This is a genomic window from Lonepinella sp. BR2474, assembly GCF_051851555.1.
Classification (GTDB): Bacteria; Pseudomonadota; Gammaproteobacteria; order Enterobacterales; family Pasteurellaceae; genus Lonepinella.
In genome coordinates this window covers 125461-151204 of the sequence record NZ_JBPDVH010000003.1, presented here as the reverse complement: position 1 = coordinate 151204, position 25744 = coordinate 125461, and the positions used below count along the sequence as shown (strand labels likewise).

The 25744-nt window shown below is 39.0% G+C and carries 27 protein-coding genes, 1 other RNA gene and 1 riboswitch; of the genes, 20 read left to right on the top strand and 8 right to left on the bottom strand.

Annotation, left to right across the window (positions count from 1 at the left end; translation table 11 throughout):
* The first annotated feature begins 29 nt into the window (after window positions 1–29).
* From ACTG7Q_RS05705 to rplT, 10 genes are all read left to right on the top strand, one after another.
* A complete protein-coding gene (locus tag ACTG7Q_RS05705; protein ID WP_439241774.1) occupies window positions 30–1952 on the top strand; it encodes an ATP-dependent DNA helicase in 1923 nt (640 codons plus the stop codon).
* 164 nt (window positions 1953–2116) lie between these two features.
* The gene (locus tag ACTG7Q_RS05700) at window positions 2117–2638 is read left to right on the top strand and encodes a hypothetical protein (RefSeq protein WP_439241772.1); all 522 of its coding nucleotides are present in this window, start codon (window positions 2117–2119) and stop codon (window positions 2636–2638) included.
* Between the two features lie 254 nt (window positions 2639–2892).
* Complete coding sequence (locus ACTG7Q_RS05695) at window positions 2893–3507, top strand: glutathione S-transferase (protein ID WP_439241769.1); 615 nt, start codon at window positions 2893–2895, stop codon at window positions 3505–3507.
* 23 nt (window positions 3508–3530) lie between these two features.
* Window positions 3531–4244 carry a tRNA (adenosine(37)-N6)-threonylcarbamoyltransferase complex dimerization subunit type 1 TsaB gene (gene tsaB / locus ACTG7Q_RS05690; RefSeq protein WP_439241767.1) on the top strand — a complete coding sequence of 238 codons (714 nt, stop codon included), beginning with the start codon at window positions 3531–3533 and terminating at the stop codon, window positions 4242–4244.
* 24 nt (window positions 4245–4268) lie between these two features.
* On the top strand, window positions 4269–4832 hold the full coding sequence (locus ACTG7Q_RS05685; protein ID WP_439241765.1) for a Slp family lipoprotein: 564 nt from the start codon (window positions 4269–4271) through the stop codon (window positions 4830–4832).
* A 27-nt stretch (window positions 4833–4859) separates the two neighbouring features.
* Window positions 4860–6551, top strand: coding sequence for a long-chain-fatty-acid--CoA ligase FadD (gene fadD, locus ACTG7Q_RS05680; RefSeq protein ID WP_439241763.1), 1692 nt, complete (start codon window positions 4860–4862; stop codon window positions 6549–6551).
* Window positions 6551–7711 (top strand): ribonuclease D, encoded by a 1161-nt coding sequence (gene rnd / locus ACTG7Q_RS05675; protein WP_439241943.1) that lies wholly within the window; start codon window positions 6551–6553, stop codon window positions 7709–7711. Before fadD ends, rnd begins: the two co-directional genes overlap by 1 nt.
* 146 nt (window positions 7712–7857) lie before the next feature.
* Window positions 7858–8418: a translation initiation factor IF-3 gene (infC, locus tag ACTG7Q_RS05670; RefSeq protein ID WP_439241941.1), complete on the top strand. Its 561-nt coding sequence runs from the start codon at window positions 7858–7860 to the stop codon at window positions 8416–8418.
* 195 nt (window positions 8419–8613) lie between these two features.
* On the top strand, window positions 8614–8811 hold the full coding sequence (gene rpmI / locus ACTG7Q_RS05665) for a 50S ribosomal protein L35 (protein WP_005596065.1): 198 nt from the start codon (window positions 8614–8616) through the stop codon (window positions 8809–8811).
* Between the two features lie 55 nt (window positions 8812–8866).
* A complete protein-coding gene (gene rplT, locus ACTG7Q_RS05660) occupies window positions 8867–9220 on the top strand; it encodes a 50S ribosomal protein L20 (RefSeq protein WP_005596075.1) in 354 nt (117 codons plus the stop codon).
* A gap of 64 nt (window positions 9221–9284) precedes the next feature.
* Here rplT and ACTG7Q_RS05655 read toward each other — a convergent pair whose 3' ends face one another.
* The gene (locus ACTG7Q_RS05655; protein WP_439241761.1) at window positions 9285–9926 is read right to left on the bottom strand and encodes a histidine phosphatase family protein; all 642 of its coding nucleotides are present in this window, start codon (window positions 9924–9926) and stop codon (window positions 9285–9287) included.
* Between the two features lie 37 nt (window positions 9927–9963).
* On the opposite strand from ACTG7Q_RS05655, the gene ACTG7Q_RS05650 reads away from it, so the two are divergent.
* Window positions 9964–10614, top strand: coding sequence for a TIGR01621 family pseudouridine synthase (locus ACTG7Q_RS05650; protein ID WP_439241759.1), 651 nt, complete (start codon window positions 9964–9966; stop codon window positions 10612–10614).
* 82 nt (window positions 10615–10696) lie between these two features.
* Window positions 10697–11038: a YegP family protein gene (locus ACTG7Q_RS05645; protein ID WP_439241757.1), complete on the top strand. Its 342-nt coding sequence runs from the start codon at window positions 10697–10699 to the stop codon at window positions 11036–11038.
* Window positions 11039–11071: 33 nt separating this feature from the next.
* Here ACTG7Q_RS05645 and ACTG7Q_RS05640 read toward each other — a convergent pair whose 3' ends face one another.
* Window positions 11072–11971, bottom strand: a complete 900-nt coding sequence (locus ACTG7Q_RS05640) for a gluconeogenesis factor YvcK family protein (RefSeq protein WP_439241755.1) — start codon at window positions 11969–11971, stop codon at window positions 11072–11074.
* A 186-nt stretch (window positions 11972–12157) separates the two neighbouring features.
* A riboswitch (molybdenum cofactor riboswitch) is annotated at window positions 12158–12306 on the top strand.
* Here ACTG7Q_RS05640 and moaA point away from each other — a divergent pair.
* The 4 genes from moaA (at window position 12295) to moaE (ending at window position 14680) form a co-directional block, all read left to right on the top strand.
* Window positions 12295–13305: a GTP 3',8-cyclase MoaA gene (moaA, locus tag ACTG7Q_RS05635; RefSeq protein ID WP_439241753.1), complete on the top strand. Its 1011-nt coding sequence runs from the start codon at window positions 12295–12297 to the stop codon at window positions 13303–13305. Its footprint overlaps the riboswitch before it by 12 nt.
* Before the next feature lie 197 nt (window positions 13306–13502).
* Window positions 13503–13979, top strand: coding sequence for a cyclic pyranopterin monophosphate synthase MoaC (gene moaC, locus ACTG7Q_RS05630; RefSeq protein ID WP_439241751.1), 477 nt, complete (start codon window positions 13503–13505; stop codon window positions 13977–13979).
* Window positions 13979–14224 carry a molybdopterin synthase sulfur carrier subunit gene (moaD, locus tag ACTG7Q_RS05625; protein ID WP_439241749.1) on the top strand — a complete coding sequence of 82 codons (246 nt, stop codon included), beginning with the start codon at window positions 13979–13981 and terminating at the stop codon, window positions 14222–14224. Before moaC ends, moaD begins: the two co-directional genes overlap by 1 nt.
* A 3-nt stretch (window positions 14225–14227) precedes the next feature.
* On the top strand, window positions 14228–14680 hold the full coding sequence (moaE, locus tag ACTG7Q_RS05620) for a molybdopterin synthase catalytic subunit MoaE (RefSeq protein WP_439241747.1): 453 nt from the start codon (window positions 14228–14230) through the stop codon (window positions 14678–14680).
* Window positions 14681–14821: 141 nt separating this feature from the next.
* Here the strand turns inward: moaE and ACTG7Q_RS05615 are convergent, their stop codons facing one another.
* The 3 genes from ACTG7Q_RS05615 to ACTG7Q_RS05605 form a co-directional block, all read right to left on the bottom strand.
* Window positions 14822–15373 carry an elongation factor P hydroxylase gene (locus ACTG7Q_RS05615; protein WP_439241745.1) on the bottom strand — a complete coding sequence of 184 codons (552 nt, stop codon included), beginning with the start codon at window positions 15371–15373 and terminating at the stop codon, window positions 14822–14824.
* A gap of 20 nt (window positions 15374–15393) precedes the next feature.
* Window positions 15394–15603, bottom strand: a complete 210-nt coding sequence (locus tag ACTG7Q_RS05610; RefSeq protein ID WP_439241744.1) for a hypothetical protein — start codon at window positions 15601–15603, stop codon at window positions 15394–15396.
* A 318-nt stretch (window positions 15604–15921) separates the two neighbouring features.
* On the bottom strand, window positions 15922–17502 hold the full coding sequence (locus tag ACTG7Q_RS05605) for a DUF2813 domain-containing protein (protein ID WP_439241742.1): 1581 nt from the start codon (window positions 17500–17502) through the stop codon (window positions 15922–15924).
* Between the two features lie 60 nt (window positions 17503–17562).
* Here ACTG7Q_RS05605 and ACTG7Q_RS05600 point away from each other — a divergent pair, with 60 nt between their 5' ends.
* The 3 genes from ACTG7Q_RS05600 to ACTG7Q_RS05590 all read left to right on the top strand — a co-directional run bounded on the left by ACTG7Q_RS05600 (window position 17563) and on the right by ACTG7Q_RS05590 (window position 20622).
* Window positions 17563–18471 (top strand): lysine exporter LysO family protein, encoded by a 909-nt coding sequence (locus ACTG7Q_RS05600; RefSeq protein ID WP_439241740.1) that lies wholly within the window; start codon window positions 17563–17565, stop codon window positions 18469–18471.
* Between the two features lie 108 nt (window positions 18472–18579).
* Window positions 18580–18945, top strand: a transfer-messenger RNA (tmRNA) gene (gene ssrA / locus ACTG7Q_RS05595).
* A 234-nt stretch (window positions 18946–19179) separates the two neighbouring features.
* Window positions 19180–20622, top strand: coding sequence for an alanine/glycine:cation symporter family protein (locus ACTG7Q_RS05590; RefSeq protein WP_439241738.1), 1443 nt, complete (start codon window positions 19180–19182; stop codon window positions 20620–20622).
* 264 nt (window positions 20623–20886) lie between these two features.
* Here the strand turns inward: ACTG7Q_RS05590 and ACTG7Q_RS05585 are convergent, their stop codons facing one another.
* Window positions 20887–21759 carry an Rpn family recombination-promoting nuclease/putative transposase gene (locus tag ACTG7Q_RS05585; RefSeq protein ID WP_439241736.1) on the bottom strand — a complete coding sequence of 291 codons (873 nt, stop codon included), beginning with the start codon at window positions 21757–21759 and terminating at the stop codon, window positions 20887–20889.
* A gap of 319 nt (window positions 21760–22078) precedes the next feature.
* Between ACTG7Q_RS05585 and ACTG7Q_RS05580 the strand changes: the two genes are divergently transcribed.
* A complete protein-coding gene (locus ACTG7Q_RS05580) occupies window positions 22079–23911 on the top strand; it encodes a hypothetical protein (RefSeq protein ID WP_439241734.1) in 1833 nt (610 codons plus the stop codon).
* Window positions 23912–23963: 52 nt separating this feature from the next.
* Here ACTG7Q_RS05580 and ACTG7Q_RS05575 read toward each other — a convergent pair whose 3' ends face one another.
* Together ACTG7Q_RS05575 and ACTG7Q_RS05570 are read right to left on the bottom strand one after the other, a co-directional pair.
* The gene (locus ACTG7Q_RS05575) at window positions 23964–24551 is read right to left on the bottom strand and encodes a hypothetical protein (RefSeq protein ID WP_439241732.1); all 588 of its coding nucleotides are present in this window, start codon (window positions 24549–24551) and stop codon (window positions 23964–23966) included.
* Between the two features lie 123 nt (window positions 24552–24674).
* Complete coding sequence (locus ACTG7Q_RS05570; protein ID WP_439241731.1) at window positions 24675–25517, bottom strand: hypothetical protein; 843 nt, start codon at window positions 25515–25517, stop codon at window positions 24675–24677.
* Between the last annotated feature and the right edge of the window lie 227 nt (window positions 25518–25744).

Sequence of the window (25744 nt, the reverse complement as noted above, 5' to 3'; positions counted from 1 at the left end):
CCACCAAAGGAATAACGAGATAAATAAACATGCAGCCATTCGACATTATCCAAATTTTCTCCGAAACTGGGGCCTTAAGCCAACAGATTAGCGGTTTTCGTCCTCGTCAAGAACAGTTGGATATGGCAACTGCGGTGGAAAAAACGATCAAAAATCGCACCGCACTTGTGGTCGAGGCGGGAACAGGCACAGGCAAAACCTTCGCTTATCTTGCCCCTGCATTGTTGGCGAAAAAGAAAACCATTATTTCCACAGGTTCAAAAAATTTACAAGATCAACTGTTTAAACGAGATTTACCCGCCATTAAACAAGCCTTAAATTACACAGGCAAAATCGCCTTACTGAAAGGGCGTGCCAATTATCTTTGTTTGGAACGGATGGAACAGGTGAAATATATGGGCTTGGTGGGGGATAAATCCATTTTGGTGGATTTAAGCAAGGTGCAAAAATGGCAAATTGCCACCCAAACAGGGGATTTGTCGGAATGTAGCACGTTAGCAGAAGACAGCCCGATTTTACCGCAATTAGTCAGCACTACCGATAGCTGTTTAGGCACCGATTGCCCGCATTACGGCGATTGTTATGTGGCATTGGCTCGCAAAAAAGCCTTGGCGGCGGATTTGGTGGTGGTCAATCATCATTTATTTTGTGCCGATATGGCGGTGAAAGAAAGTGGTTTTGCGGAACTGATTCCCGATGCGGAAGTGATTATTTTTGACGAAGCCCATCAACTGCCAGACATTGCCAGTCAATATTTCGGGCAATCGCTGACGTCACGTCAACTGTTTGATATTTGTAAAGATTTGCAAATTGTCTATCGTACCGAAGTGAAAGATATGCAGCAGTTGGGGGTGGCAAGCGATCATCTGCAAAAAATGGTGCAAGATTTTCGCCTGTTGCTTGGTGAGGGCAATCAGCGGGGGAATTGGCGGGATTTATTGCGACAAACTGCGGTGCAAAAAGGGCTAGAAATTTTACAAGAGAAATTAGATTTTACTGCCGAAGTGGTAAAACTGGCTTTAGGGCGTTCGCAAACTTTAGACAGCATTTTTGATCGTATTAACGCCGTAAAAACACAGCTCACCCGCCTGTCTGATACCAGTATTACCGGCTATTGCTATTGGTATGAAACCTTTAATCGTCAATTTGGCTTACATATCACGCCGTTGACCGTTGCCGATAAATTTGGTGAACAACTGGCCAATCAAAAAGCGGCATGGATTTTCACCTCCGCCACCCTTGAAGTGGGTGGCAGTTTCAACCATTTTTGCCAACGTTTAGGCATTCAACAGGCCGATCAAAAGGTGTTACAAAGTCCCTTTAATTACCCCGAACAAGCCATGTTATGCGTGCCACGCTATTTGCCAAGTAGCAACCAAAAACACACCCTACAACAGCTCGCAGAAATGTTATTACCGGTGATTGAGGCAAACAAAGGACGTTGTTTTGTGCTTTGCACCTCTTATTTTATGATGAAAGGCTTAGCGGAATATTTTCGTGAAAACAGCACACTGTCGATTTTATTACAAGGCGAAATGGCCAAAGCCAAATTGCTTGATCATTTTATCCACGAACCGCACAGCGTACTGGTCGCCACCTCCAGTTTTTGGGAGGGCGTGGACGTGCGAGGGGACGCCTTATCATTAGTCATTATTGATAAATTACCGTTCACTTCACCTGACGAACCCTTGCTCAAAGCCCGTATTGAAGATTGTAAGTTACAGGGTGGCGAACCCTTTAATGATTTACAAATCCCCGAGGCCGTAATTGCTTTAAAACAAGGGGTCGGGCGATTAATTCGGGATGTGACAGACCGTGGTGTGGTGATTATTTGTGACAGTCGATTGGTTAATCGTCCTTATGGTGAAACCTTTTTGAAAAGTTTGCCAAATGCGAAACGGACGAGGGATTTAGATAAAGTCGTTCATTTTTTGCAAGGGTTACAACAGTAGCCCGATCTTTTTCCTCGGTCTTCCCCCTGCTCCCGATCCCATTTATTCCAATAACCCCACAAAATACTGATTTTTTTACAGGTAAAATGGCATAATTTTTTCAAGTGATATGGGGATTTTTGATCCTTTTTTATGGCCTTGCTTTAATTATCAAAGGAGTATTTATGTTTAGATTGATTATGCGTTATATTTTTCCTTTTCTATTAAAACAAATTTCTCAACGTGTTGATTTACCGCCGACGGTGGCGAATGTGATTAATAGCACGTTGAAAACGAATTTTAATCAAAAGAATAATGCCAGTGGTTTTGATCCCGCTAATATTAATGAGAAAACGAGCAGAAAAACGCTGTTGAACTTGTTATTTAATGCGAAATCAGAAGACGAGGCCGATTATCTCCGTAAAATTCTAAAAGAACAGAGTCTTAAAAAAGTGAAAAATAAGTATTTACTCTATATTTTGGCCGCTGCTGCCGTTGCTATATATCCATTCTTTTTAATTGGTCAACAAGATTGGTGGAAAATCGCTTTAATAGCGTGGGGTGTTGCCTATATATTGTATCAACAATCACGTAAATTAGCGTTTCAATCTCATATAGGTGAATATTGTGCGGAAGTCGCACCTATATCCTACTATAAGCAACTGTCCTCTATCTACAAAGGTTCCCAACAGGGATATTCTTCATAGCAACGTTACCGTGGGACATATTATGGCTATCATGAGTACACAACGGATGTCTATCAACATCAGACAGATTATTATGATAAACTTTGTCAATGCCCTTGTTGTGGGTTTAAACAGGTCATTGGAACGGTAACAACGAGTTCAAGACGGGTTTAAGGCGGGGGTTATAAAATCGGTTAATCAATATTGGTAAAAAAGGATACTCATCAGTATCCTTTTTTCTTATAATGGAGAAAATATCGTTAAGGAGAAATTTTATGAAACTTTGGTATTCCACCACTAGCCCCTTTGTGCGTAAAGTCTTAGCCGTGATTCAACATCATCAGTTGCAAGATAAAATTGAGATGTTGCCGATTCAATCCTCTTTTGATCCCCAATCTCCCCATAATCAAGATAATCCGCTAGGACGTGTGCCGGCGTTGCAACGTAATTGTGGGCGTTGGTTATTTGGTAGTTTGTTGATTGCAGAATATTTGGATAATAAAGGCAAAAATACGACCTTGTTTCCGAAAGAGGGCAAAGCCCGTTGGAATGTATTGGCGTTGCATAATTTAGCTGATGGCATTATGGAAAATACGTTGCCGATTATTTCGGAAAAAATGCTACGACCAGAAACCGAATGGTGGACAGGTCGTCATCAGCAATTAATGGATCGGAATTTACGCAGTTTTGCGCAGTTGGAACAAAATTTAGCGGAATTTGGTACCGAATTAAATATCGGCACGATTTGTGCGGTCTGTGTGATTGATTGGTGGGCATTTCGTGCGGAAAAATTAGGCATAGATTTTGGCAAAAGTTTTCCAAATCTAGTAAAATGGTCGGACGAGATGAACGCCATATATAAGGTGTTAGCGGAAACAACACCCAAATAGGACAAAGGAAAAATAAAATAATCATGGGAAAACCGACTTTACTTGCACTGGATACCTCAACTGAGGCCTGTTCCGTGGCGTTGTTACATCAGGGCGAAATCACTTATTTAGATGAAGTGGCACAGCGCACCCATACCAAACGTATTTTGCCTATGGTGGATGAAATCTTAGGGCAGTCTGGCTTGACATTAAATCAGTTGGATGCGTTAGTGTTTGGTCGTGGGCCGGGTAGTTTTACCGGCGTGCGAGTAGGGGCAAGCGTGGCGCAAGGTTTGGCCTTTGGGGCCGATTTGCCAGTGATCGCGGTGTCCAATTTAACGGCTATGGCACAAGCGGCTTATGTGCAACAGCAGGCGGAGCAAGTGCTTTGTGCCATTGACGCTCGTATGAATGAAGTGTATTTTTCGGCCTTAAAAGCAGAAAAAGTGCGGGGCGAATTTGGCGAGTTTTTGCATTGGCAAGAAATGTTGCGTGAGCAAGTTTGTTCGCCAGAAAATTTGCTAGAACAATGCCAAACTTTAACAGGGCCGTGGGCGACTGTTGGCACGGGGTGGCAGTCCTATCCTTTATTGAGCGAGTTAGGCAACAGCAGTGAAATTACCTTGCCATCTGCAAAATATATGCTATCTGTCGCTATGCCAATGTGGTTTAATCAAGAGATGATTTCCGCCACGGACATTGAACCGATTTATTTGCGCAATGAAGTAACTTGGCAGAAATTACCAGGTAGAGAATAGCGTTCCAACCAGAAAGGAGGAGTTATGATAAAAAGAGGCCTTTTTTTCACCGCACTTTTATTGACGGTGAGTGGGTTAGTGGGGTGTGTCAATCCCCCGCAAGGGTTGGAAAAAGATGAATTTACCATTCAAAATCTAAAAGATATTGAGGCGGATCATTATGCTTGCCAATGTAAACAGGTGCGTTTGGGCGGCAAAGTGTTGGCGGTAAATGCGTTGAAAGATAAAACCAAAATTGAAGTGTTGAGTTTGCAAGTGTCCTCTTATTCAGCTAAACCAGTGATAGACGGGAGCAGTAATGGACGTTTTATTGCCTATGTGGACGGCTTTGTGGATCCTATCAGTTTGAAAGATCAATATATTACGGTGAAAGGCAAATTAACCGGCAAAGAAACCGGCAAAATTGATCAGGCGGATTATCATTATCCCGTGGTCGCTGTGGATACGTTGAAACAATGGCGTTTTGTGCAAGAATATTATTATGATCCTGATGATTGGGACGATTACCGCTTTGGTTTTGGTATGCGTTGGGGACGTTTTGGCGGGCTTTGGTTAGCGCAACCTAAAGTGCGTTATGTCTTACAGTAACATTAAATAAGAATAAAAAGGATTGGTATGGAAAAGTTATGGCTTGATAATTATCCGCAAGGGGCAGAAAAAGAGATTGATATTCAGAAATATCATCATCTATTGGATATGTTTGAACGTGCGGTGCAAAAACACCCTGATCGTCCCGCTTATATTAATATGGGACAGGTGCTAACTTTCCGTAAACTGGAAGAACGCAGCCGAGCTTTTGCGGCCTATCTACAAAATGAATTACAGCTTAAACGTGGCGACCGAGTGGCCTTAATGATGCCAAATTTATTGCAATATCCGATAGCTTTGTTTGGCGTGTTGCGTGCGGGTTTAGTGGTGGTGAATGTCAATCCGCTTTATACGCCACGAGAATTAGAACATCAGTTACAAGATAGCGGTGCGGTGGCCATTGTGGTGGTGTCTAACTTTGCCTCCACCTTGGAAAAAGTGGTGTTTAACACCGCCGTTAAGCATGTGATTTTGACCCGTATGGGCGATCAGCTTTCTTTTGGTAAGCGGACGTTGGTCAATTTTGTGGTGAAATATGTGAAAAAATTGGTGCCAAAATACAAATTGCCCAATGCAGTGACCTTTCGTGAAGTGTTGAGCGTGGGAAAAAATCGTCAATATGTGCGCCCTGAATTGGAACCCTCGGATCTCGCCTTTTTGCAATATACCGGTGGCACCACCGGCGTGGCGAAAGGTGCTATGTTGTCCCATGGCAATATGACCGCTAACGTCATGCAAGCCCGTTGGATTGCCGAGCCTTTTGTGGGAGGTAATCAACGTGAGCGTACTGCTATTTTGCCGTTGCCGTTGTATCACGTGTTTGCTTTGTGTGCTAACTGTTTATTATTTATTGAGCTTGGCATTACGGCTGTATTGATTACTAATCCACGTGATATTGAGGGTTTTATTAAAGAATTGAAAAAACACCGTTTTGTGGCCTTAACTGGCGTGAATACGTTATTTAATGCATTGTTAAATAATGAAAATTTCAAAGAAGTAGATTTTTCTGCATTAAAATTAACCGTAGGTGGTGGCATGCCAGTACAGCAAGCCATTGCGACACGTTGGCATGAGTTGACCGGTTGTAATATTATTGAGGGCTATGGCTTAACCGAATGTTCGCCTTTGGTTGCCGCCTCAACGGTGGATTGTTTGGTACATGATGGCAGTATCGGGTTACCGGTGCCGAATACGGATATTAAGATTTTAAAAGAAGAGGGTAGTGAGGCGGCATTAGGTGAGGCCGGTGAGCTTTGGGTCAAAGGCGCACAAGTGATGCAAGGCTATTGGCAACGTCCAGAGGCTACTAGCGAAGTGTTAAAAGATGGGTGGTTGGCTACCGGTGACATTGTCACAATAAATGAAAAAGGCATTTTACGTATTGTGGATCGCAAGAAAGACATGATTTTAGTCTCAGGTTTTAATGTGTACCCAAATGAAATTGAAGATGTGGTCATGCTCAATAACAAAGTGGCAGAAGTGGTCGCCATTGGTGTGCCTCACGAGGTATCGGGTGAAACGATAAAAGTTTTCGTGGTGAAAAAAGACGATAGCCTAACCCGTGATGAACTGCGTCAACATTGCCGTCAGCATTTAACTGGCTATAAAATTCCAAAAGAAATTGAATTCCGTGACGAGTTGCCGAAAAGCAATATTGGCAAAATTTTACGCCGTGTGTTGCGTGATGAAGAATTGGCCAAACGTCCGAATAATGAATGATGATAAAAGAAATCCAAAATACACCGCACTTTCAGGTAATCACGGATAATCAGGGGCTTGCTCAAATTTGTGAGCAAGCTCAACAGCATTTGGTTGTCGCCTTAGATACCGAATTTATTCGTGTACGCAGTTATTACCCCAAATTAGGCTTAATTCAACTGTATGATGGTGAGCAAGTGAGCTTGATTGATCCGAATGATATCAGCGATTTTTCCCCTTTTATTGCTTTATTAGCGAACCAGAATGTGCTGAAAGTGTTACACGCTTGTTCGGAAGATTTGGAGGTTTTTCAGCATTATTTTCAACAGTTGCCCACACCATTACTGGATACGCAAATGATGGCGAATTTCTTGGCGTTTCCCAATTCCACAGGGTTTGCTAGCTTGATTCAGCATTATTTTGACCTTGCCTTGGATAAAGGGGCATCACGTACGGATTGGCTTGCTCGTCCATTATCCGCAAAACAATTAGCATATGCGGCCGCTGACGTGTGGTATTTATTGCCTTTGTATCATAAAATGGCCTCGCAACTGGCGCAAATGCCATGGCAAGGGGAGTGCAGCATACAAAGTGCGGTGCAATTTGATTGCCATTTATTACTGGAAAAAGCTCAAAAAAGCAAAGACCCCGATAAGGCTTATGTGAATATTCCCAATGCTTATAAACTCAATGCAGAGCAATTAATGCGATTAAAACTGTTGGCAAGTTGGCGACAAGGTGAGGCGATAAAACGTGATCTTGCATTAAATTTCGTCGTTCGTGCAGAAAGTTTATTTTTAGTGGCCATGCACAATCCGAAAAATACCTCAGCATTATTACAACTTGGCATTAATCCGCAAGAAGTCCGTATTCATGGGAAAAAAATGCTACAACTTATTGAGCAATTAAAACGCCTTGATCCTGCGGATTATCCCTCACCCATGGTGAGATTTTCCGAAGATCCTCGTTATAAAAAAGCGATCAAAGCCTTACGTGAAAAACTCCAAGAAATTGCACCGCACAATTTCGCCAGTGAAGTGATTGCAAGCCGTAAAAGTTTAGAGAAATTAATGAAATGGGTTTGGTTAAAACAAAAAGATCCCAATAAATTGCCCGATTTAATGCGAGATTGGCGTGAACCTTTTGGTCGAAAATTGTGTGAGCTATTGGAAAACCATTAACGGTGAAATTTTTATGTACAAAAAGCATTCTTTTATTGCATAAATTCAAAAAATCTCGTAGAATTTCGCCTGTTTTGCTCATGTTAACGGAGCAAGGAAAGAAATCATCTATTCTGTGATGAACGGAAAAGTATGAGGTAAAATAAATTGACGAGAGGAATAGGACTATCAAACCTGTAAAACGTGTTCAGACCAACCGAGCTCATCGCCTTAATGATGAAATTCGTGTGAAAGAAGTTCGCTTAACTGACCAAGACGGCGAACAAGTAGGTATCGTATCAATTCAAGAAGCATTAGCAAAAGCTGAAGAAGCTGAGTTAGACTTAGTTGAGATTAGCCCAAATGCTGAACCGCCAGTTTGTCGTATTATGAACTACGGTAAATTTATTTACGAGAAAGAAAAAGCGGCTAAAGAACAGAAGAAAAAGCAAAAAGTCGTTCAAATAAAAGAAATTAAATTCCGTCCCGGTACCGATATTGGTGATTACCAAGTCAAATTGCGTAACATTATTCGATTCTTAGAAGATGGCGACAAAGTAAAAATTACTGTACGTTTCCGTGGTCGTGAAATGGCTCACCAAGACATTGGTTTAGATGTGTTGGCTCGAGTGAAAGAAGATACCGCAGACATTGCGGTGGTGGAGTCGGCGCCAGGGAAATTAGAAGGTCGCCAAGCTATTATGGTGATTGCACCGAAGAAGAAATAATTTTTTATTGAATTGAGCAATCATTCGATAAAAAATCTAAAGCCACGTAGGCACACTCAGCAGCCTACGGGTTTTTATGAAAACAGAAATGAACATTTCTGTCAATAGCGTGATAAATCAGTGCCTTACAAGTAATATCCTCGGATATTCGCCTGTTTATCTTTTTTAAACAAAACAATGCGGAGTTATTAAACAATGCCTAAAATTAAAACAGTACGTGGTGCTGCGAAGCGTTTCAAGAAAACAGCTTCTGGCGGTTTCAAGCGTAAACAATCTCACTTACGTCATATTTTGACTAAGAAAACCACTAAACGTAAACGTCATCTACGACATAAATCTATGGTTGCGAAAGCAGACCAAGTTTTAGTTGTAGCGTGCTTGCCATACGCCTAAGCACAAGCGTTCATTAGTAAATTTTAGTTAAACATATACATTAGGAGATTAAATAATGGCTCGTGTAAAACGTGGTGTTATTGCAAGAGCGCGTCATAAGAAAGTTCTTAAGGCCGCTAAAGGTTATTATGGTGCACGTTCACGTGTGTATCGCGTTGCTTTCCAAGCAGTGATTAAAGCTGGTCAATATGCTTACCGTGACCGCCGTCAACGTAAACGTCAATTCCGTCAATTATGGATTGCTCGTATCAACGCTGCCGCTCGTCAAAACGGTTTATCTTACAGCAAATTCATCAATGGCTTGAAAAAAGCCTCTGTTGAAATCGACCGTAAGATTTTAGCTGATATCGCTGTATTCGATAAAGTGGCTTTTGCTGCTTTAGTTGAAAAAGCAAAATCTGCGCTTTAATATTTAAAGCATAGGAAATTAGGACGCTGTTTAGCGTCCTTTTTTGTTTATATGCTGTGGTTATTTACCCCAAATGCCCCACATCATTCACTTTTTCCACAATAAATCGTCCTTGCGCATTTTCCTCTTGCACATAACGAACCACGCTAATCGAGGTATTGGCTAGCGTTTCACTTTTCCCATTTTCACGGTGATTTTGCCACGTGGCACCGTTCAATAAGGCGATCAATAAACGTAGTGTATGGCCGTGTGAAACAATTAGAATATTGCCTTTATCATGAATTTTAATAATGTCTTGAATGGCTTTGGTGGCACGTTCTGCTAACTGTTGCCATGTTTCACCGTTATTACAGCGGGCTTGATAATTCTTAGGATCATTGACCATCTGTTGAAATTCGGGATGTTGACGAATATTGTCCACTAAGGTTCCCTCCCAACTGCCAAAATGATGTTCATTTAACCCATTATGCTGAAAAAGAGGTACATCACGCTCACCTAAAATATGATGCGCTGTGTCGATAGTCCGTTGTAAACAGCTAGAATAGGCAGCGACAAAAGGAATAGTTTGCAAAACTTCCCCCGTTTTCACCGCACCTTGTACGCCTTGTTCGGTGAGATTGGAGTTACCTGAGCCTTGCATTAAACCTTTTTCATTCCAAATGGTGCGACCGTGACGGACAAAATAAAAGCGGAGATCTTTATTCATGATGTATTTTCCTTTAAGATAGGGTAATGAGGTTATTATGCTAGAAATTATATATCAACATCAAGATTTTATCATCATCAATAAACCTTGCGGATTAAGTGTTCACAAAGATGATAATGAGAGAGGCTTAACGCAAATCGTGGCAAATCAACTTGGCGTGGCGCAAGTTTGGTTGGTTCATCGTTTAGATAAAGTGACGTCGGGCTTGCTGATGTTAGCCTTAAACCAACCGGCGGCTGTTCGCTTGTCGGGTTTGTTTGCAGCACATCAAATTCAGAAAACCTATTTAGCGTTGTCAGCGCATAAACCGAAAAAGAAACAAGGCCTGATTGTGGGAGATATGGAAAAGGCACGGCGTGGTGCATGGAAATTGCTGAAGACTAAAGAAAATCCAGCGATTACTCGTTTTTATTCCGTCAGTTGTGAGCCAAATTTACGCTTATTTGTATTAACACCGCAAACAGGCAAAACCCATCAGTTGCGAGTCGCCATGAAAAGTTTAGGTAGCCCGATTTTAGGGGACGAACTGTATGGCGATAAAACGGAAAATATTGATCGCACTTATTTGCATGCCTACGGTTTAGATTTTGTTTACCAAAATCAGCCCATTCATGTGAAATACTTGCCAAACTGCGGTGAATTTTTTCAGCGAAATTCTGTATTAAACCAACTGAATTTAGTTAACTAAATTTTGTAAAAAACAGTTGAAAAAATCAGCAAATAGCCTATGATTGATCTTGAACATTATTTCTATTAACAAGGAGTTTACAATGGCATTAGGTTGGTATGAATTAAAATTAGCGAGCGATGGACAGTTTATGTTCAATTTAAAAGCCGCAAATAGTCAGGTTATTTTAACCAGTGAATTATATAAAACCCGTGCAGCAGCAGAAAATGGTATTGCGTCTGTACAAAAAAATGGGGCAGATGAAACTCTATTTGAATATCGAGTAGCGAAAAACGACAAGCCTTATTTTGTGTTAAAAGCCAAAAATCATCAAGAAATTGGCCGTAGCCAATATTATTCCTTACAAGAATCAGCTAAAAATGGCGTGAAATCTGTGATGAATAATGCGGCAACCACCACGGTTAAGGATTTAACCAAAGCCTAAGCACGACATAAGCCATTCAATAGAATGGCTTTTTTATCTTAACGCCACGAGCATATCGTTAATCGCTGAACAAAGCAAATCACGGTCATGACGATAGGTGACATCATCTGCGTTTAGTTTACGGACTAACAGCTTAATATTTAATGCCGTTTCATCAATCGGCACTGGCGTAATGGCACCGTCCACAATATTTTCGCCTACGGTTTGATTAATCCACTGAATGCGGTCATGTAAGGATAAATGGGCTGCGGGGCTGTGTTCTACATTATCAATAAAAATAATATGCGCAGAGGTTTGTTTGAGCGCTTGGATAATTTCGGGTAATAAAAGGGTTGGCATAATACTGGTGAGAAAACTGCCTGGGCCAAGTAAAATGACGTCAGCTTGTAAAATCGCTTGAATCGCCTCGGGGGAGGCGTTGACATTGGGGTAGAGAAAAAGTCGCGCTGGGAGCTGTTGTAGATTGTCTATGGCCACTTCGCCGAGAATATTTTCGCCCGAGGGCAACGTGGCACCCAGATGTACAGGTTCATCTGACATGGGTAAAAGAAAGGATTTTACTCTCAAGAAGTTACGAATTAAATTAATCGCATCCGTAGGCCGAATTTGCATATCTTCAAGGGCTTTTAAAATCAAATTACCGAGATTATGCCCCGCCAATTCCCCCGTGCCAGAAAAGCGATATTCAAACACAGCCGAGGCGGTGGTGGGGGTGGCTATAATTTGAGTTAAGCAGTTGCGTAAATCGCCCCATGCAATACCGCCGTGATCGTGGCGAATGCGTCCTGTGGACCCGCCATTATCGGTGGTCGCCACAATGCCAGTGAGTTGTTCTTTGAGAAAACTTAACGCCGACATCACACGCCCTAAACCATGACCACCCCCGATGGCGACGAGGTGTTTAACTTGTTTGAGCGAGCTGTTGTTCGGCATAATTTATTTTTCCTGTGATAAAAGTGCGGTGTTAATTTACCATTTTTCCCTACGTTTAGAAAGGTTATTTTACGCTATATAAATTAAGCTATAATTGAAGAAAAGGAATTTCTGTATATTTATACCTAAATGGCGTTAATCCTCGGCTTTTAAGTTGTACTTTTGAGCTATCTCTTTTAGAATAAAGATAATTTCATATACCGAGCTTGTGTGCCTACGTCAATATAGATAAGGTAGCAATGCCAGTGATCGCCAAATGGGTTGGCGGTTGCTCGGGGATACGCTGGAAACGGTTTGTCCTATTCTTTTTATAAAGGTATTTAATGCACAATATTCCTATCCGAAACTTGTCGGCGCGGTTAGTTGATCCGTTCCAACGAGAATATTACTATTTGCGGCTGTCCATTACGGATGTCTGCAATTTTCGCTGTAACTATTGTTTACCCAATGGTTATCAGCCCCATCCTGAACGGGATAAATTCCTCAATGTCGACGAAATTCGCCGTGTGGTGCGTGCTTTTGCTGCCATGGGAACAGAAAAAGTGCGGATCACGGGGGGCGAACCAACCTTACGCAAAGATTTTGTTGAAATCGTGGAAAATATTGCCGATATAGAGAATATTCACACCTTGGCATTGACCACCAATGGCTATCGGATGGCAAAAGACGTGGCAGCGTGGCGAAAAGCAGGGATTACGTCCATTAATGTCAGTGTGGATAGCCTCAACCCCCGCCAATTTCACCGCATTACAGGCGAAGATAAATTTGATGATGTGATGCGAGGCATTGAGCGTGCCTTTGAGGTGGGCTATCAGAAAATTAAGATTAATTCCGTACTGATGAAAGACTACAATGACGGCGAACTTGCGCAGTTTTTGGCGTGGATTAAATACCGTCCGATTCAAATGCGGTTTATTGAATTAATGCAAACAGGGGAGATGGATCATTTTTTCCAACGTCATCATCTTTCAGGGCAGCTTTTAGCGGATAAATTAGTGCAACAAGGTTGGCAATTACAACCCAAAGGGCGAACAGACGGCCCTGCGAAAGTATTTTCTCACCCCGATTATCAGGGGGAGATTGGCTTGATTATGCCTTATGAAAAACATTTTTGTACCAGTTGTAACCGCTTGCGCATGTCGGCGAAAGGCAAATTACATTTATGTTTATTTGGTGAAGAAGGGACGGATATTCGGGATTTGTTACAATCGGATAATCAGCAACTATTGTTACAAGCAAGGCTTTTTGCTGCGTTACAGGGTAAGCGTGAGCATCATTATTTACATCAAGGCGATAGCGGTGTAAGAGCTAATTTAGCTAGTATTGGTGGGTAAAGAATAGTCAATATTTGTTTTTTTGTGTTGATTATATTTAATTTAGGAGATGATTGTAGGGGCGTATTGCATACGCCCTCATCTCGAATTTGCAAATTTGCCCTAAAAAAATAGGGGCAAGCATTAAAAGGGCGTATGCAATACGCCCCTACAATATTAATATAAAATTCGAACATAGCCAAAAAAGAGATAACAGAATGACAAAATTAACTCATATTAATCAAAACGGTGAAGCCAATATGGTGGACGTGTCAGCGAAACAAGATACCGTACGAGAAGCACGAGCAGAAGCCTTTGTGACAATGTCACCCGAAACCTTGGCAATGATTGTTAATGGCAATCACCACAAAGGGGATGTGTTTGCCACCGCCCGAATTGCAGGGATTCAAGCCGCCAAACGGACGTGGGAATTGATTCCTTTATGTCATCCGTTATTGCTGTCAAAAGTGGAAGTGAATTTAACCGCACTTCCCGAGCAAAATCAGGTGCGAATTGAAAGTTTTTGTAAACTCACGGGCAAAACAGGCGTGGAAATGGAAGCCTTAACGGCAGTGAGTGTGGCGGCGTTGACGATTTACGATATGTGCAAAGCGGTGCAAAAAGATATGATTATTTCAGGCGTACGTTTATTGGAAAAGTGCGGTGGAAAATCGGGGAATTTTAAGGCGGAATAATGCTAAAAATTTTATTTTTTGCTCAAACCAGAGAATTGCTCGGCGTGGAGCAGTTGGAACTGAATGCCGAATTTGACACCGCAGAAAGCGTGCGTCAGCATTTGGCTCAACAAGGCGATAAATGGGCGTTAGCGTTGCAAAAAGGTAAATTACTGGTGGCGATTAATCAAACCTTGTTGCCGTTAGAAAGTGCGGTGCAATCGGGCGATGAAATTGCGTTTTTTCCGCCGGTGACGGGGGGGTAAGCAATGGACGATATTTTAATTACAGTACAAGAACAACCCTTTGATCAAAATGCGGTGTATCGTTGGTTATCGGAACAACATAGCGTCGGTGCAACCACGATTTTTGTGGGCAAAGTGCGGGAAATGAATTTGGGCGACAAGGTGTCGAGTTTATATTTAGAACATTACCCCGCCATGACTGAAAAAGCGCTACATGAAATCGTACTAGCGGCCAAACAACGTTGGAATTTGCAACGGATCGCCGTGATTCACCGTGTAGGCTTGCTGCATACAGGAGATGAAATTGTGCTAGTTGGCGTGAGTACCGCTCACCGTGGTGATGCTTATGCGGCGAATGAATTTATAATGGATTACCTGAAAACCAAAGCGCCTTTTTGGAAAAAAGAACAGACAGCACAGGGTGAACGGTGGATTGAGGGGAGAGAAAGTGATTTGATGGCAGCGGAAAAGTGGTGATAAAATTAGCCTAAAAAGAGACAGTTTTTGGGAGTAGATTATTTGGGGGATTATTATCTCAGAAACAGGTATTTACACAAGTTTTGTTATAGGCTCAAAGGCGGACTAATATGCCCGCCCATTAAAATTCCTTAATCTCAACTAAATCCGACTCACATCAAACTTCGCCAGATCAATCCTATCTTCCGTACCATAAAATGCACACAAGGCTTTGCGTAAGGTTTCTGCTCGTTTTGGCAGGCCTTTTTCAGCGTAGATTTTAACTTGTTCATACACCGCTAATTTAAACGGCATGGTATCCCCGACTTCACCATTTAAATTATCTGAACTGGCAAAATAACGGAAATTGGCCGCAGTAGATAAAATCCATTCTAGCGCTTGAGGTTTGACTTCGGCTTGTTCAAAATCCCGTTGACGTTGTTCAGAGCGGCCATCAGGTTCATACCAATAACCAAAATCTTCCAGTTTACGGCGTTCTTTGCCCGCCACTAACCAATGTGCAATTTCGTGCAAAGCGCTACTGTAAAAGCCTCGGGCAAAATGGATTGCATGGTAAGGCACTTGATCATCCGCCGGTAAATAAATCGGTTCATCACCGCCTTTGACTAATTTGGTGTTGAATTCGCTATAAAAACATTGATTAAAAATGGCAATAATATCGTCTAATTGATGGATCTCTGAATCTGGTTGCATAAGATTGTTCCTTACCTATTTTAAAACGTATAAATATTGTTATTTAACTCGGAAATGAATTTATCACGTTGTTGGTATTGTGTTTCATTTAACAGAAAAAAAGGCAAACAAAGCCAACTTGGCTGTTTTATTAGATAGCTTAATAAACGTAATACTGGAATAGAAATTTCGCTATCATATTCATCCAATAAGATCATGATACCAAAGATAAATAAAACAATCTCCATCATTAAAGCTAACCATGTCGCAAATATAAAATTACTGCCCAAAGAAACCGGCACCCATAAATTGATAAGGCTGACGATCAGTATCAAAATAAGATACATATCAAGTCGTAGTTTGCGAAAACGTGGGATAAGGCGAATAAGAATAAAAATACTCACAACGAAAGAATTAATCATTGGCTTTTCCTTGATAAAATTAATGCGGTTATGCTTAAGGAGAGTGGGAGAATTTGAGTTAGATTATAGCATAATTTGGGGCAAATTTCCATGTGAAAATAGCGTAGTTTTTACCGCACTTTATATTGTCCGCCCTAGAAAATAACCCTACTGGGTTCGGCTTAAATTCAATACTTTCGAAAATAATCGTTTGAATAATAATGGAATAGATGAAACACCTTGCTTTTCCATTTCATTTGATAAGGCAATGGCTAAATCTGGTTTAGAAGTGCGTTGAATAGCTCGCTGAATAATTTTACGCATAGGGCGAGGTTGATGGGGATGGTCTTGCCAATGCGCTAATTTAATAAAGACGTCGGCAAATCCCTCGGTGTAAAAGAAATGCTCAATATCAGGACGAGGTAAGGTGGTTAAGCGGTTTGAGACGCTATCCGTCAGTTCGTCCACTAATTCTCGCACAACATTCGCATATTTATGGCCAGCCTCATCACCATCTGTTAACACATACCATTCAATACCCATGGCTTTGGCATATTTGATCAAGGGTTTTAACCCCGCTTGCGCAAATTCCACAATACGAATGCCCTCGGCGGATAAATTAATATCCAATAATTTAGCCAATTCTGACAACACCCATACTTCCGTTTCTCCCTCCACTAAAATCCACATTTTGGAAAATAAAGCAAGGCTACGATTATGTCGAATATGAAAGGTTAAACGGCGTAAATCCTCTTTACTCATATCACCATGACGTAAACGATAAGCGACGGTTCGATCTGAATAGCGCACTAATCGACACACATCAGGTAAATTGACCTGAGAAATTAACTCCACCGAATTCGTGGTAGTAATCCGTTGAATGGGGAGATATTGCGATAATTCCCACACAATGGAGACCATACGAGGATGTAAATGTGCACCCAAATCTTCGAACAAAATAATCGGGCGAATGGCTTGGGGATTTTTCGGTTGTGGTAAAAACAAGGTGCTTAAAAATTGTATAAATTGTTTTTGAATATACTTTGAGCGATCTTGTCGCAAGCGTAAACATAGACTATTTAACTGTTCCCACAATAGTGTCGGATCCACGTCATAATCTGCGGTATGTTGACGATCTAAAAAATAATATTGCAACAAACGGCCAACAGCCATAAATTCATGTTTTAAACTTTCATCACCTTGCCAAGATAATGGCAAATAAGCCATTTTAGCTTGATTTAAACGAGCATCTCGAAAACGATAAACCGGATAATGCTTTATTAAATATTGTACGATTTTTTGGTTATTTTTATCCGCTACAACTTCGCCTAATTCATTAAGAAAAGTATAGCTCGTGGTGAGATTATCGCCTTGCTTTTCACTCGAAACACGTAAATATAATCGTTGTAAACCATCTTGATGAGGAATCAATAAATGCCGATATAAAGCATGTTTATCTCGATATTCACGCTGTTTCTGTTCACAAAAACAAAATAACAAGGTAATATCTTGTGTATCTTGTGTATCTTGTGTATCTTGTGTATCTTGTGTATCTTGCGGAGAAAAATGTAAATCTTGTTCAACAAATTGATAAAGTCTGTCGCTGCCATTTAACACTAAACTTAAAGCAGACAATAAACTAGACTGCCCCCAGGCATTTTCACCGATTAACACCATATTTGGTTTAAAATGAATGGATAAGCGTTTAATGCCTCGAAAATTGGTTATATCTAATTGACGTAAATACATTATTTCTCCCTCGGTTGTATAGATGTTATACCACTCCGCCATTTTTTTACAAGGAAAATTATGCTCGAAGGCTTACTTATTGTGTTAATTCCCATGTTATTGGGCTATTTGATTAAATCAAAAAATCACGCATTTTTAACCGCAGTTAATCGCATTGTGATGTTACTGCTCTACGTGATTTTATTTGTCATGGGCGTTTCCCTTGGGCAACTTGAGGATGTGGCGCATAAATTACCGGTCATCGGTTTTTCGGCGTTTACCTTTAGTATCTGTATTATTACTTGTAATATCATTGGGTTAGTCAGCTTTGATAAACTTAACCCCAAACCACTCAAACATTTGGGACATAATATTCCGCCCCGTTGGAAATTACTGTTAGACAGTGCCAAATTATGTTCCATGGTGTTCATTGGCTTTTTTGTGGGCTTATTCACCAAAGGCACCATTCATTTACCTTTCGGCACTAGCACCTATGTCTTAATAGCTTTAATTTTCTTTGTCGGTATTCAACTACGCAATAACGGCATTTCACTACGTGACGTCTTATTCAATAAACGAGGCATTTATACTGGACTGATTATGATCGTCACCTCCTTAATCGGTGGCCTGATTTCCGCTTGGCTGCTCAATTTACCGATGACACAAGGACTTGCCATTTCCTCAGGTTTGGGGTGGTATTCCTTATCCAGCGTGGTAATCAATAACGCTTGGGGCGCTGAATTTGGCAGTATTGCCTTTTTTAACGATCTCTCCAGAGAAATTATCAGCCTCTTTGTGATTCCCTTTTTTATGTTTAACTATCGCTCCACCGCCGTAGGCCTTGCGGGTGCCACGGCGTTAGATTGTACCTTGCCGATTATTCAGCGTTCTGGTGGCATGGAGGTTGTCCCTCTTGCGATTAGTTTTGGTTTTGTGACGAATATCGCTCCACCAATTTTGTTGGTGTTTTTCTCGTCCATTCCCTTATAAAAATCAGCAAAAATTGACCGCACTTTAAGCAACTGGAACACAATCCAAAAAGTGTGGTGCATTTCACTTTAATTTTTTCCTTATCTCTGTTACACTGGTCAAAATTTTGGGGCTGATTCTGGATTCGACGGGATTGGCGAAGTCCAAAGTGCACGTCAAGGTGCGGTAGGCCTTGTAAATAAACCGCAAAATAATAGTCGCAAACGACGAACAATACGCTTTAGCAGCTTAATAACCTGTATTTAGCCTTCGCTCCCTAGCTTCCGCTCGTAAGACGGGGATCAAGCGGAGTCAAACCAAAACGAGATCGTGTGGACGCTTCGGCTTGGAGATCGAAACACTAAATTAAATCAAGCTAGTTTATTCTTTGCGTGTCTGTCCGCAGGGGGTAAGCGAAATTAAAGACTGACTAAACGTGTAGTACTGAAGATAGAGTAATTTCGGACGCGGGTTCAACTCCCGCCAGCTCCACCACTAACAAATCTCATAAAGTATCAGAAAGTATCAAAGGCCTTGAGTTTTCAAGGCTTTTCTGTTTCTATCAAATAACTTCATTGATAATTAAATAAAACTCACAAAAATAATATATTTTTTATGGAATATATAATCATCGTTCATTTTTATTGATTATTCTAGATATAGCTCTAGACATTATTATTAATAACTGTAAATATCATTCTAAACTTTATTATTGATAGGGGAACAATTATGTTAACAGAATTTTTTGAGCTAATTGAATCAGGCATTAACTGGTTTAACCAAACACTGAGCACGCCATTGTGGGATATTACCATTGTGCTGTTGTTGGGAGCAGGGTTATTTTTTACCATTACGACGGGGCTAGTGCAGTTGCGCTTGTTGCCACAGAGTTTGCGTGAAATGTGGTCTGGACGGGTATCTGATGGGGATTCTTTAAGTCCGTTTCAGGCGTTTACAACCGGATTGGCCAGTCGTGTAGGTGTTGGTAACATCAGCGGTGTGGCGACAGCCATTGCCATTGGTGGTGCGGGTGCCGTGTTTTGGATGTGGATGACAGCATTGTTGGGCATGTCTAGTGCTTTCGCTGAATCCAGTTTGGCACAGTTGTTTAAGGTACAAGATAAAGATGGCACCTTCCGTGGTGGGCCTGCTTATTATATTACACAAGGCTTGCGTGCACCTTGGTTGGCGGTGATTTTTGCTTTGTCGTTAATTTTCACCTTTGGTTTTGCATTTAATGCAGTGCAGGCCAACTCAATTGTAGAGGCCACGCATAACGCTTGGCATTGGGATGCTCATTATGTCGGCATTGTGTTGGTTGTATTAAGCGGATTAATTATCTTTGGTGGAATTAAACGGATTGGCGGATTCTCGGCCAAAGTAGTGCCAACTATGGCATTATTTTATTTGATTATTGCGGTGATTATTTTAGGCATGAATATCCAAAAAGTGCCAGCGATTTTATCCGATATCGTCACCAGCGCCTTTGATTTCTCTGCTATGGCGGGTGGGTTCTTTGGCGCCGTGTTGTCAAAATCCATGCTGATGGGGATTAAACGGGGCTTATTCTCCAATGAGGCGGGTATGGGTTCTGCACCGAATGCGGCCGCCACGGCAGACGTTAAACATCCGGCTAGCCAAGGATTAATCCAAATGTTGGGGGTGTTTGTGGATACCATTGTGGTGTGTAGTTGTACGGCGATTATCATTTTATTATCCGACGACTACGCTACATCTGGCTTGCAAAGTATTTCGCTCACTCAACACGCCTTGCAGTTTCATGTGGGCGAGTTTGGTTTGCATTTCTTGGCGTTTATTTTATTCCTATTTGCCTTTTCTTCCATTATCGGCAACTATGCCTATGCGGAAAGTAACATTCGTTTTATCAAAAACCGCCCTTGGTTAGTCTTGGTCTTCCGTCTTGTGGTGTTGTTCTTTGTGTATTTTGGTGCCGTGAATTCCGCCACGATTGTGTGGGATTTTGCAGATTCCGTGATGGCGATTATGGCTATGGTAAACTTGGTGGCAATCATTCTGCTTTCGCCAGTGGTGTGGATTATTTTGAAAGACTATCAACGTCAATTAAAAGCCAAACAAGAACCCGTGTTTTATGTCGATGAACATCCAAGTTTGAAAAAATATCAGCTTGATCCGAGATTGTGGAAGAAATAATTCTGTCTTAATAGACTGTGAATTTACAATCTAATGGGATTGTAGGCAAAATAGTTGTGCACCTTATTGGGTTGGTTATCAGTCCAACTTTTGGGGGTAGATCATTTGATTGTATTTGAACAATAACCGTAGATCGGATTGATTTGGCGAAGTTTGATGTGAGTCGGATTTAGTTGAGATTGAGGAATTTTAATGGGCGGGCATATTAGTCCGCCTTTTGTATTTAGGGTTTAATCTGCTGATTTAGGCTAAAACGTTTTCAAATCAAGATAGTCTTTTAATTTCTTCCACTGGCAAATTCACTATCTTCTCCACCATTTGCTGATCCATATTGAAAGCCAGCATATTTTTAGCTGTTTCGTAAATGCCTTCTAGTTTTCCTCGTTCTAACCCCTGCTGTAATCCTTCAATTTTCGCAGACTCCAACAAAGAATATTCATCCCATTTGCGTTTTAAGCTGACGTTGTACATATCTCGTTCTCCTTTGCTTAGTTGGACGTATTCGGCGATTTTGAATACTTTTTCAAATACGGGTTTGCTGAGGAATTCGGGGAGTTTGTCTAGTTTGGAAATATTTCTTAACACAAACAGCCATTTGTCCAAATCGCCCTGTAATTCGGTTTCTGTTTTATTGAAGTTCAATAATTCAATATAAGTAAACCCTAAATCTTCATAAAATACCGTTCCTGTATTTCTATCACATAATGCAATGTCGTGCAAATACTGTTCGGTTTGATGGGTTAAGCGAAAGCCATCCATTAACACAATCACATAGACTTCGCTGATGTTATAGGTCCAAAAACGCCGTTCGCCTTTGGGGGCTTGGTCGGCAATCAGTTTACTGCCATAGTATAACATACGTTTCTTTAAATTTACTTGCGAACTGCATTGCATTTCGATAATAAATTGTTCACCGTTTTCAGCGGTGCAAGTGAGGTCAAAAATCACCGCACCTTGTTCAATGCTGTCGCCTTGGTGTTCATTTTGGTTGTAGATTAAGTCTTGAATCACTTTGCGATCTTTGAAAATTTCGTTTAAAAATGCAATGAGTAAATCTTTATTGACTTCCGTGCCGAAAATACGTTTAAAACCGTAGTCGGTGGTGAGGTCTATGTAGCGAGTGGGTTTGAGGTTCATTTGGGTTCTCCTGTTGTTTTGCCGGAATATAGAAGAAAAGCAATTTAAACACCACAATGGCATATCAAATTTGGAATCAAGATCACAAAAATGGGGTGAAAGGGGTTCCCGACATGAGGTTTTTTCGATAATAAATTTGGGTAGATGTGCAGTTTTTGTCTTTGAACAGTGGAGTGCGGTGGAAAAAAATTAAACTTTTCCAATCATTGTATACCCCTTTTCCCAACATGTTATAACTTAGTGTTGATGATTTTAGGATTTGTTTACAAAATATCCTAAAATAACAATAATCCAGCAAAACTAAGATAAAAAATAACCTATGAGCCAGAATTTTAATCTTCAGCAATTTATTGCCCAAATCCCTAAATTAGCCAATGAAACCGATCTTGAACAGGTGTTTAATGTTATGAATGTGGTGGCCAATATGCCTTTGTCTATTGACCTGAAAAAACATTTATTAAGCCAAATGGAAACCAAATTAAAAGACAATCCAAATTTCCAAAAAATAGCAGAAACTCACCAACTCCAATTAAAACAACTTCAGCAAATATTGGCTGGAAATAATGTGCAAGTTACAGCAGAAAAAAAAGAAGAAAATAAAAAACAAAAGCAAGAAAATCAAGCCAGTCAGCAATTCAATCTGCAGCAGTTGAATATGTTGAAAGGATTGGAAATGGTGAAATATGTATTGGATCATATTAAAACACAAGAAGATTTTAATCAACTTTCTGAAAAAAATAAACTGGATTTAGCCATTAACACATTTGGTGAAAATAGTGATAAATTGACTAAAGCAGGAAAAGCAGAAGTCACAGCTTATTATGTGAATGATCAAAAAAATGCTAATATTTTAAATAAGGGTTTACAGTCTAATCCAAAAGCATTACAAAATTTTAGTCATTCAATTTATGATCCTGAATATGTTGAATTAGTCAGAAAAAGACAAAGTTATTTATCTGGCAGAGAAGTTACCACAGAACAAGTGAAAATGACTTTGCAAACCATAGCAAGAAGTGCTGAAAAAGGAATATATGCTTTCTATGATCATCAAACTGGAAATTTAATAATTGAGCCAGACACCTATGAAAATAGAAAAAAATTAGCACAATCTATTGAGGAAGAAAAACAATATTTAACCAAAGCAAAAAATTATTCTTTTCTGGATTTAGTTTCTTTAGATAGGTTACAAGATGAAGTGGCTTATAATGAAATGAAAAGCCAAAATTTATTTAACCAAGAAATAAAAGGAATTACCAATAAATCACTTTATGAAAGTTTTTCTGCTTTTTCTCAAGAATTTGAAAAAGTGGGAAAAATTACAAAAGATTATAATGTAGATATAAGAATATTCACCTGCACAGTGATGAGAATAGAGCATAATACCCCAATGGGTCAACTTCTTCATGCTCAGGTGACCATGTATTTGGCTGGAGAAAATAAAGATATTCTCAATAATCCTATTTTTAGAGAAATTTTTGCAGAGTGTCAGAAAAAACAAGATAAGAATTTAATGCTTAATGCTCTTGAGGGAATGTGGTTTGATAGAGAGGCAGGAAAACAAATCTATAAGATGATGGAAAAAGATTTGGAAAACAATCCTAAAATTCAACCAGATCAAACCATTTTTGATGAAGATTATTATCAAAAAACACTTGAAGAAAGAAATAATTACTATCATGTGACAGTGGCAATTTCCCAGCATATTGATGAAAATATTAAAGGGACTGAAGTTTATGATATGTTTAGAAGAATTAATAATGGTGAAGAATTAACAAAGAAAGATTTGTATATTTTAGGGAAAATTAAATCATTAGAAGATAATCCAAATATTCAATATAAACCACTAATAAGAGGAACTTCTATAACTGCTACAAATAGTGAAATTTTAGAAAAATTTCATCAAGCCACAAATTTAACTATTGATGAAATATTGGAAAAGCATAATAAAAATGGATTAAGCAGTAATATTAGTGAAAACCCTAATAAAATTATGGCTGTTGCTGATATGGATAAAACCAGACAGGCATTTAATGAAATACAAAAAAATGGATATTCAATACAACAACAGACACAACCCTCTAAAACAGATGAAGAAGAACAAGATACATTAAATTATACAAATAATGTAAATACTGGATCTTTTAATACTTAGATATATAATAAAAAGGCAATAATAAATATTATTGCCTTTTTAGTTGAGCATACTAATATGGAGTAAGTTCAATATAGTTACTCATAACTCTTAGGGTTTTTATTTTTTCAGCAGAACCAGTTTTAAATAATTTTTGATTTTCTTGGCTTACTTTGAATTTATCAAACAAAGAGATAATTCTTTTATCTATTCCAAATAATGTATTTACTACACCTTGGTTATAAAATCTATTATTCAATATTTTTTCCAAGTAATCGCCTCTTATTTTTAAAACTTGCATAAATTGTGCTTCTGTTAGATTATTTAATTTTTTATCTAATTCAAAGTAAAAGCTATCAAAATCCATTTTAAATTCTTCAAACCCAATTAATTTATTATAGTCTAGTGGTTTAATTAAGTCTTTGTAAGTATATGTTTTATTTCTAAAGGTACTTTTAATATTTTTCATTTCCTTAGTAACTTTACCATAGGTAAATAACTTAGTACCATCAGGTGTGCAATAAAAATCAGAATAAGTTTGTTTAAGATAAGCAGTGCTGGCTTGGCAACCATATTTTTCATTATCTGAATTTGTTTTTGCAAAAGTTGATTGTATAAATAATAATGCAATTAATGCTAAACTTAATTTAATGAGTTTCATTTTTTTCTTTTCTCCAAATATTATTTATTGTTATGATTATTTAATATTTATTAAATTTGGATGTTATCGTAGATTAAAATAAAAGGAAGATATTTTTTAATTATTTACAAAAAAATTTGAAAATTAATTTAAAAATACATACCTTGTAAATATAATCAGGGAAAACACCCAAATCATCAACACTAAGTTATAACAGTTTGGGCTACGCCGTTTAAGATTTGTCTTGGGGGGGTTACCAGTCTTTGTTAGGCGGTGTTTTTTATTTTCCTGTTTTTGTTTATTGAATTCTTCGAGTTCTTTCTCTACACATTGTTTAAATTTAGTTTGACTAGTGTTTAATTTTTTCCAATACCAAGCAAATATATCATCAATATTTTTTTGAATATCTTTGAGAATGTTTTCATCTGATTTTTCTATATTATTTGTGGTCGATGTTCGTAAAAAATCCCTTGAATACCAAATTTTTGATCTAATAAGAATGATAAATTTTCTCTTTGTTTTTATTTTTTCTATTAGGTTTTCGTGATATTTAGATAGTTTTTTTATTTTATATTTACCTACAATTTCATTTAGTTCTTCATCTATTATTTTTATGTCATCTAGTATGTCTAGGGTTATATCTTCACTATATTCTTGTAAATATGTTTTCAAAAAATCACTAGGTTCTCTACTTTTATGTAATACATATATAGCGATATTTTGAATTGAATTATTAGAGTTTTGTTCATCTTTAAATAATATATCTTCTAAGGTGTTTTGGGTTAGTTTTACATAATCAATTAGATCATTCTCTAATTTATCTAATTGATTTAGGTAGTCTTTTAATTCGTTTGAGAGATCCCTTCTAGTATTTAAGTTATTTGTATATCTTGTTAAACAGATAGGGACAATAGCTATGAGCGTTGTTACAACCCAAGCGGCTATTTCGACTGTTGACCAAGGAAACGATGTACATACATTATTCATAATTTCACCTTTATTAATACGTTTGTCGGTAATGATTTATTTCATTTTGAAGTTATACTTACAAAATTTGCTCGCATTCTATCATTGTTTTTTTTTTGCACAAGTTGTGATTGAAAAATATACAAGTTGAATAGGTGAAGTGATAAACTGTTGGGGTGAAAATTGCAGTAAATACATTGTATAAAAAAACAAATGTGTTAAAATACAACTAATTTGAAATTTAGGTA

Bases quoted from the DNA above. Each gene is read 5' to 3' on its own strand.
- ACTG7Q_RS05705 (WP_439241774.1), top strand. From the start codon at position 30: ATGCAGCCATTCGACATTATCCAAATTTTCTCCGAAACTGGGGCCTTA.
- ACTG7Q_RS05700 (WP_439241772.1), top strand. From the start codon at position 2,117: ATGTTTAGATTGATTATGCGTTATATTTTTCCTTTTCTATTAAAACAA.
- ACTG7Q_RS05695 (WP_439241769.1), top strand. From the start codon at position 2,893: ATGAAACTTTGGTATTCCACCACTAGCCCCTTTGTGCGTAAAGTCTTA.
- tsaB (WP_439241767.1), top strand. From the start codon at position 3,531: ATGGGAAAACCGACTTTACTTGCACTGGATACCTCAACTGAGGCCTGT.
- ACTG7Q_RS05685 (WP_439241765.1), top strand. From the start codon at position 4,269: ATGATAAAAAGAGGCCTTTTTTTCACCGCACTTTTATTGACGGTGAGT.
- fadD (WP_439241763.1), top strand. From the start codon at position 4,860: ATGGAAAAGTTATGGCTTGATAATTATCCGCAAGGGGCAGAAAAAGAG.
- rnd (WP_439241943.1), top strand. From the start codon at position 6,551: ATGATAAAAGAAATCCAAAATACACCGCACTTTCAGGTAATCACGGAT.
- rpmI (WP_005596065.1), top strand. From the start codon at position 8,614: ATGCCTAAAATTAAAACAGTACGTGGTGCTGCGAAGCGTTTCAAGAAA.
- rplT (WP_005596075.1), top strand. From the start codon at position 8,867: ATGGCTCGTGTAAAACGTGGTGTTATTGCAAGAGCGCGTCATAAGAAA.
- ACTG7Q_RS05655 (WP_439241761.1), bottom strand. From the start codon at position 9,926: ATGAATAAAGATCTCCGCTTTTATTTTGTCCGTCACGGTCGCACCATT.
- ACTG7Q_RS05650 (WP_439241759.1), top strand. From the start codon at position 9,964: ATGCTAGAAATTATATATCAACATCAAGATTTTATCATCATCAATAAA.
- ACTG7Q_RS05645 (WP_439241757.1), top strand. From the start codon at position 10,697: ATGGCATTAGGTTGGTATGAATTAAAATTAGCGAGCGATGGACAGTTT.
- ACTG7Q_RS05640 (WP_439241755.1), bottom strand. From the start codon at position 11,971: ATGCCGAACAACAGCTCGCTCAAACAAGTTAAACACCTCGTCGCCATC.
- moaA (WP_439241753.1), top strand. From the start codon at position 12,295: ATGCACAATATTCCTATCCGAAACTTGTCGGCGCGGTTAGTTGATCCG.
- moaC (WP_439241751.1), top strand. From the start codon at position 13,503: ATGACAAAATTAACTCATATTAATCAAAACGGTGAAGCCAATATGGTG.
- moaD (WP_439241749.1), top strand. From the start codon at position 13,979: ATGCTAAAAATTTTATTTTTTGCTCAAACCAGAGAATTGCTCGGCGTG.
- moaE (WP_439241747.1), top strand. From the start codon at position 14,228: ATGGACGATATTTTAATTACAGTACAAGAACAACCCTTTGATCAAAAT.
- ACTG7Q_RS05615 (WP_439241745.1), bottom strand. From the start codon at position 15,373: ATGCAACCAGATTCAGAGATCCATCAATTAGACGATATTATTGCCATT.
- ACTG7Q_RS05610 (WP_439241744.1), bottom strand. From the start codon at position 15,603: ATGATGGAGATTGTTTTATTTATCTTTGGTATCATGATCTTATTGGAT.
- ACTG7Q_RS05605 (WP_439241742.1), bottom strand. From the start codon at position 17,502: ATGTATTTACGTCAATTAGATATAACCAATTTTCGAGGCATTAAACGC.
- ACTG7Q_RS05600 (WP_439241740.1), top strand. From the start codon at position 17,563: ATGCTCGAAGGCTTACTTATTGTGTTAATTCCCATGTTATTGGGCTAT.
- ACTG7Q_RS05590 (WP_439241738.1), top strand. From the start codon at position 19,180: ATGTTAACAGAATTTTTTGAGCTAATTGAATCAGGCATTAACTGGTTT.
- ACTG7Q_RS05585 (WP_439241736.1), bottom strand. From the start codon at position 21,759: ATGAACCTCAAACCCACTCGCTACATAGACCTCACCACCGACTACGGT.
- ACTG7Q_RS05580 (WP_439241734.1), top strand. From the start codon at position 22,079: ATGAGCCAGAATTTTAATCTTCAGCAATTTATTGCCCAAATCCCTAAA.
- ACTG7Q_RS05575 (WP_439241732.1), bottom strand. From the start codon at position 24,551: ATGAAACTCATTAAATTAAGTTTAGCATTAATTGCATTATTATTTATA.
- ACTG7Q_RS05570 (WP_439241731.1), bottom strand. From the start codon at position 25,517: ATGAATAATGTATGTACATCGTTTCCTTGGTCAACAGTCGAAATAGCC.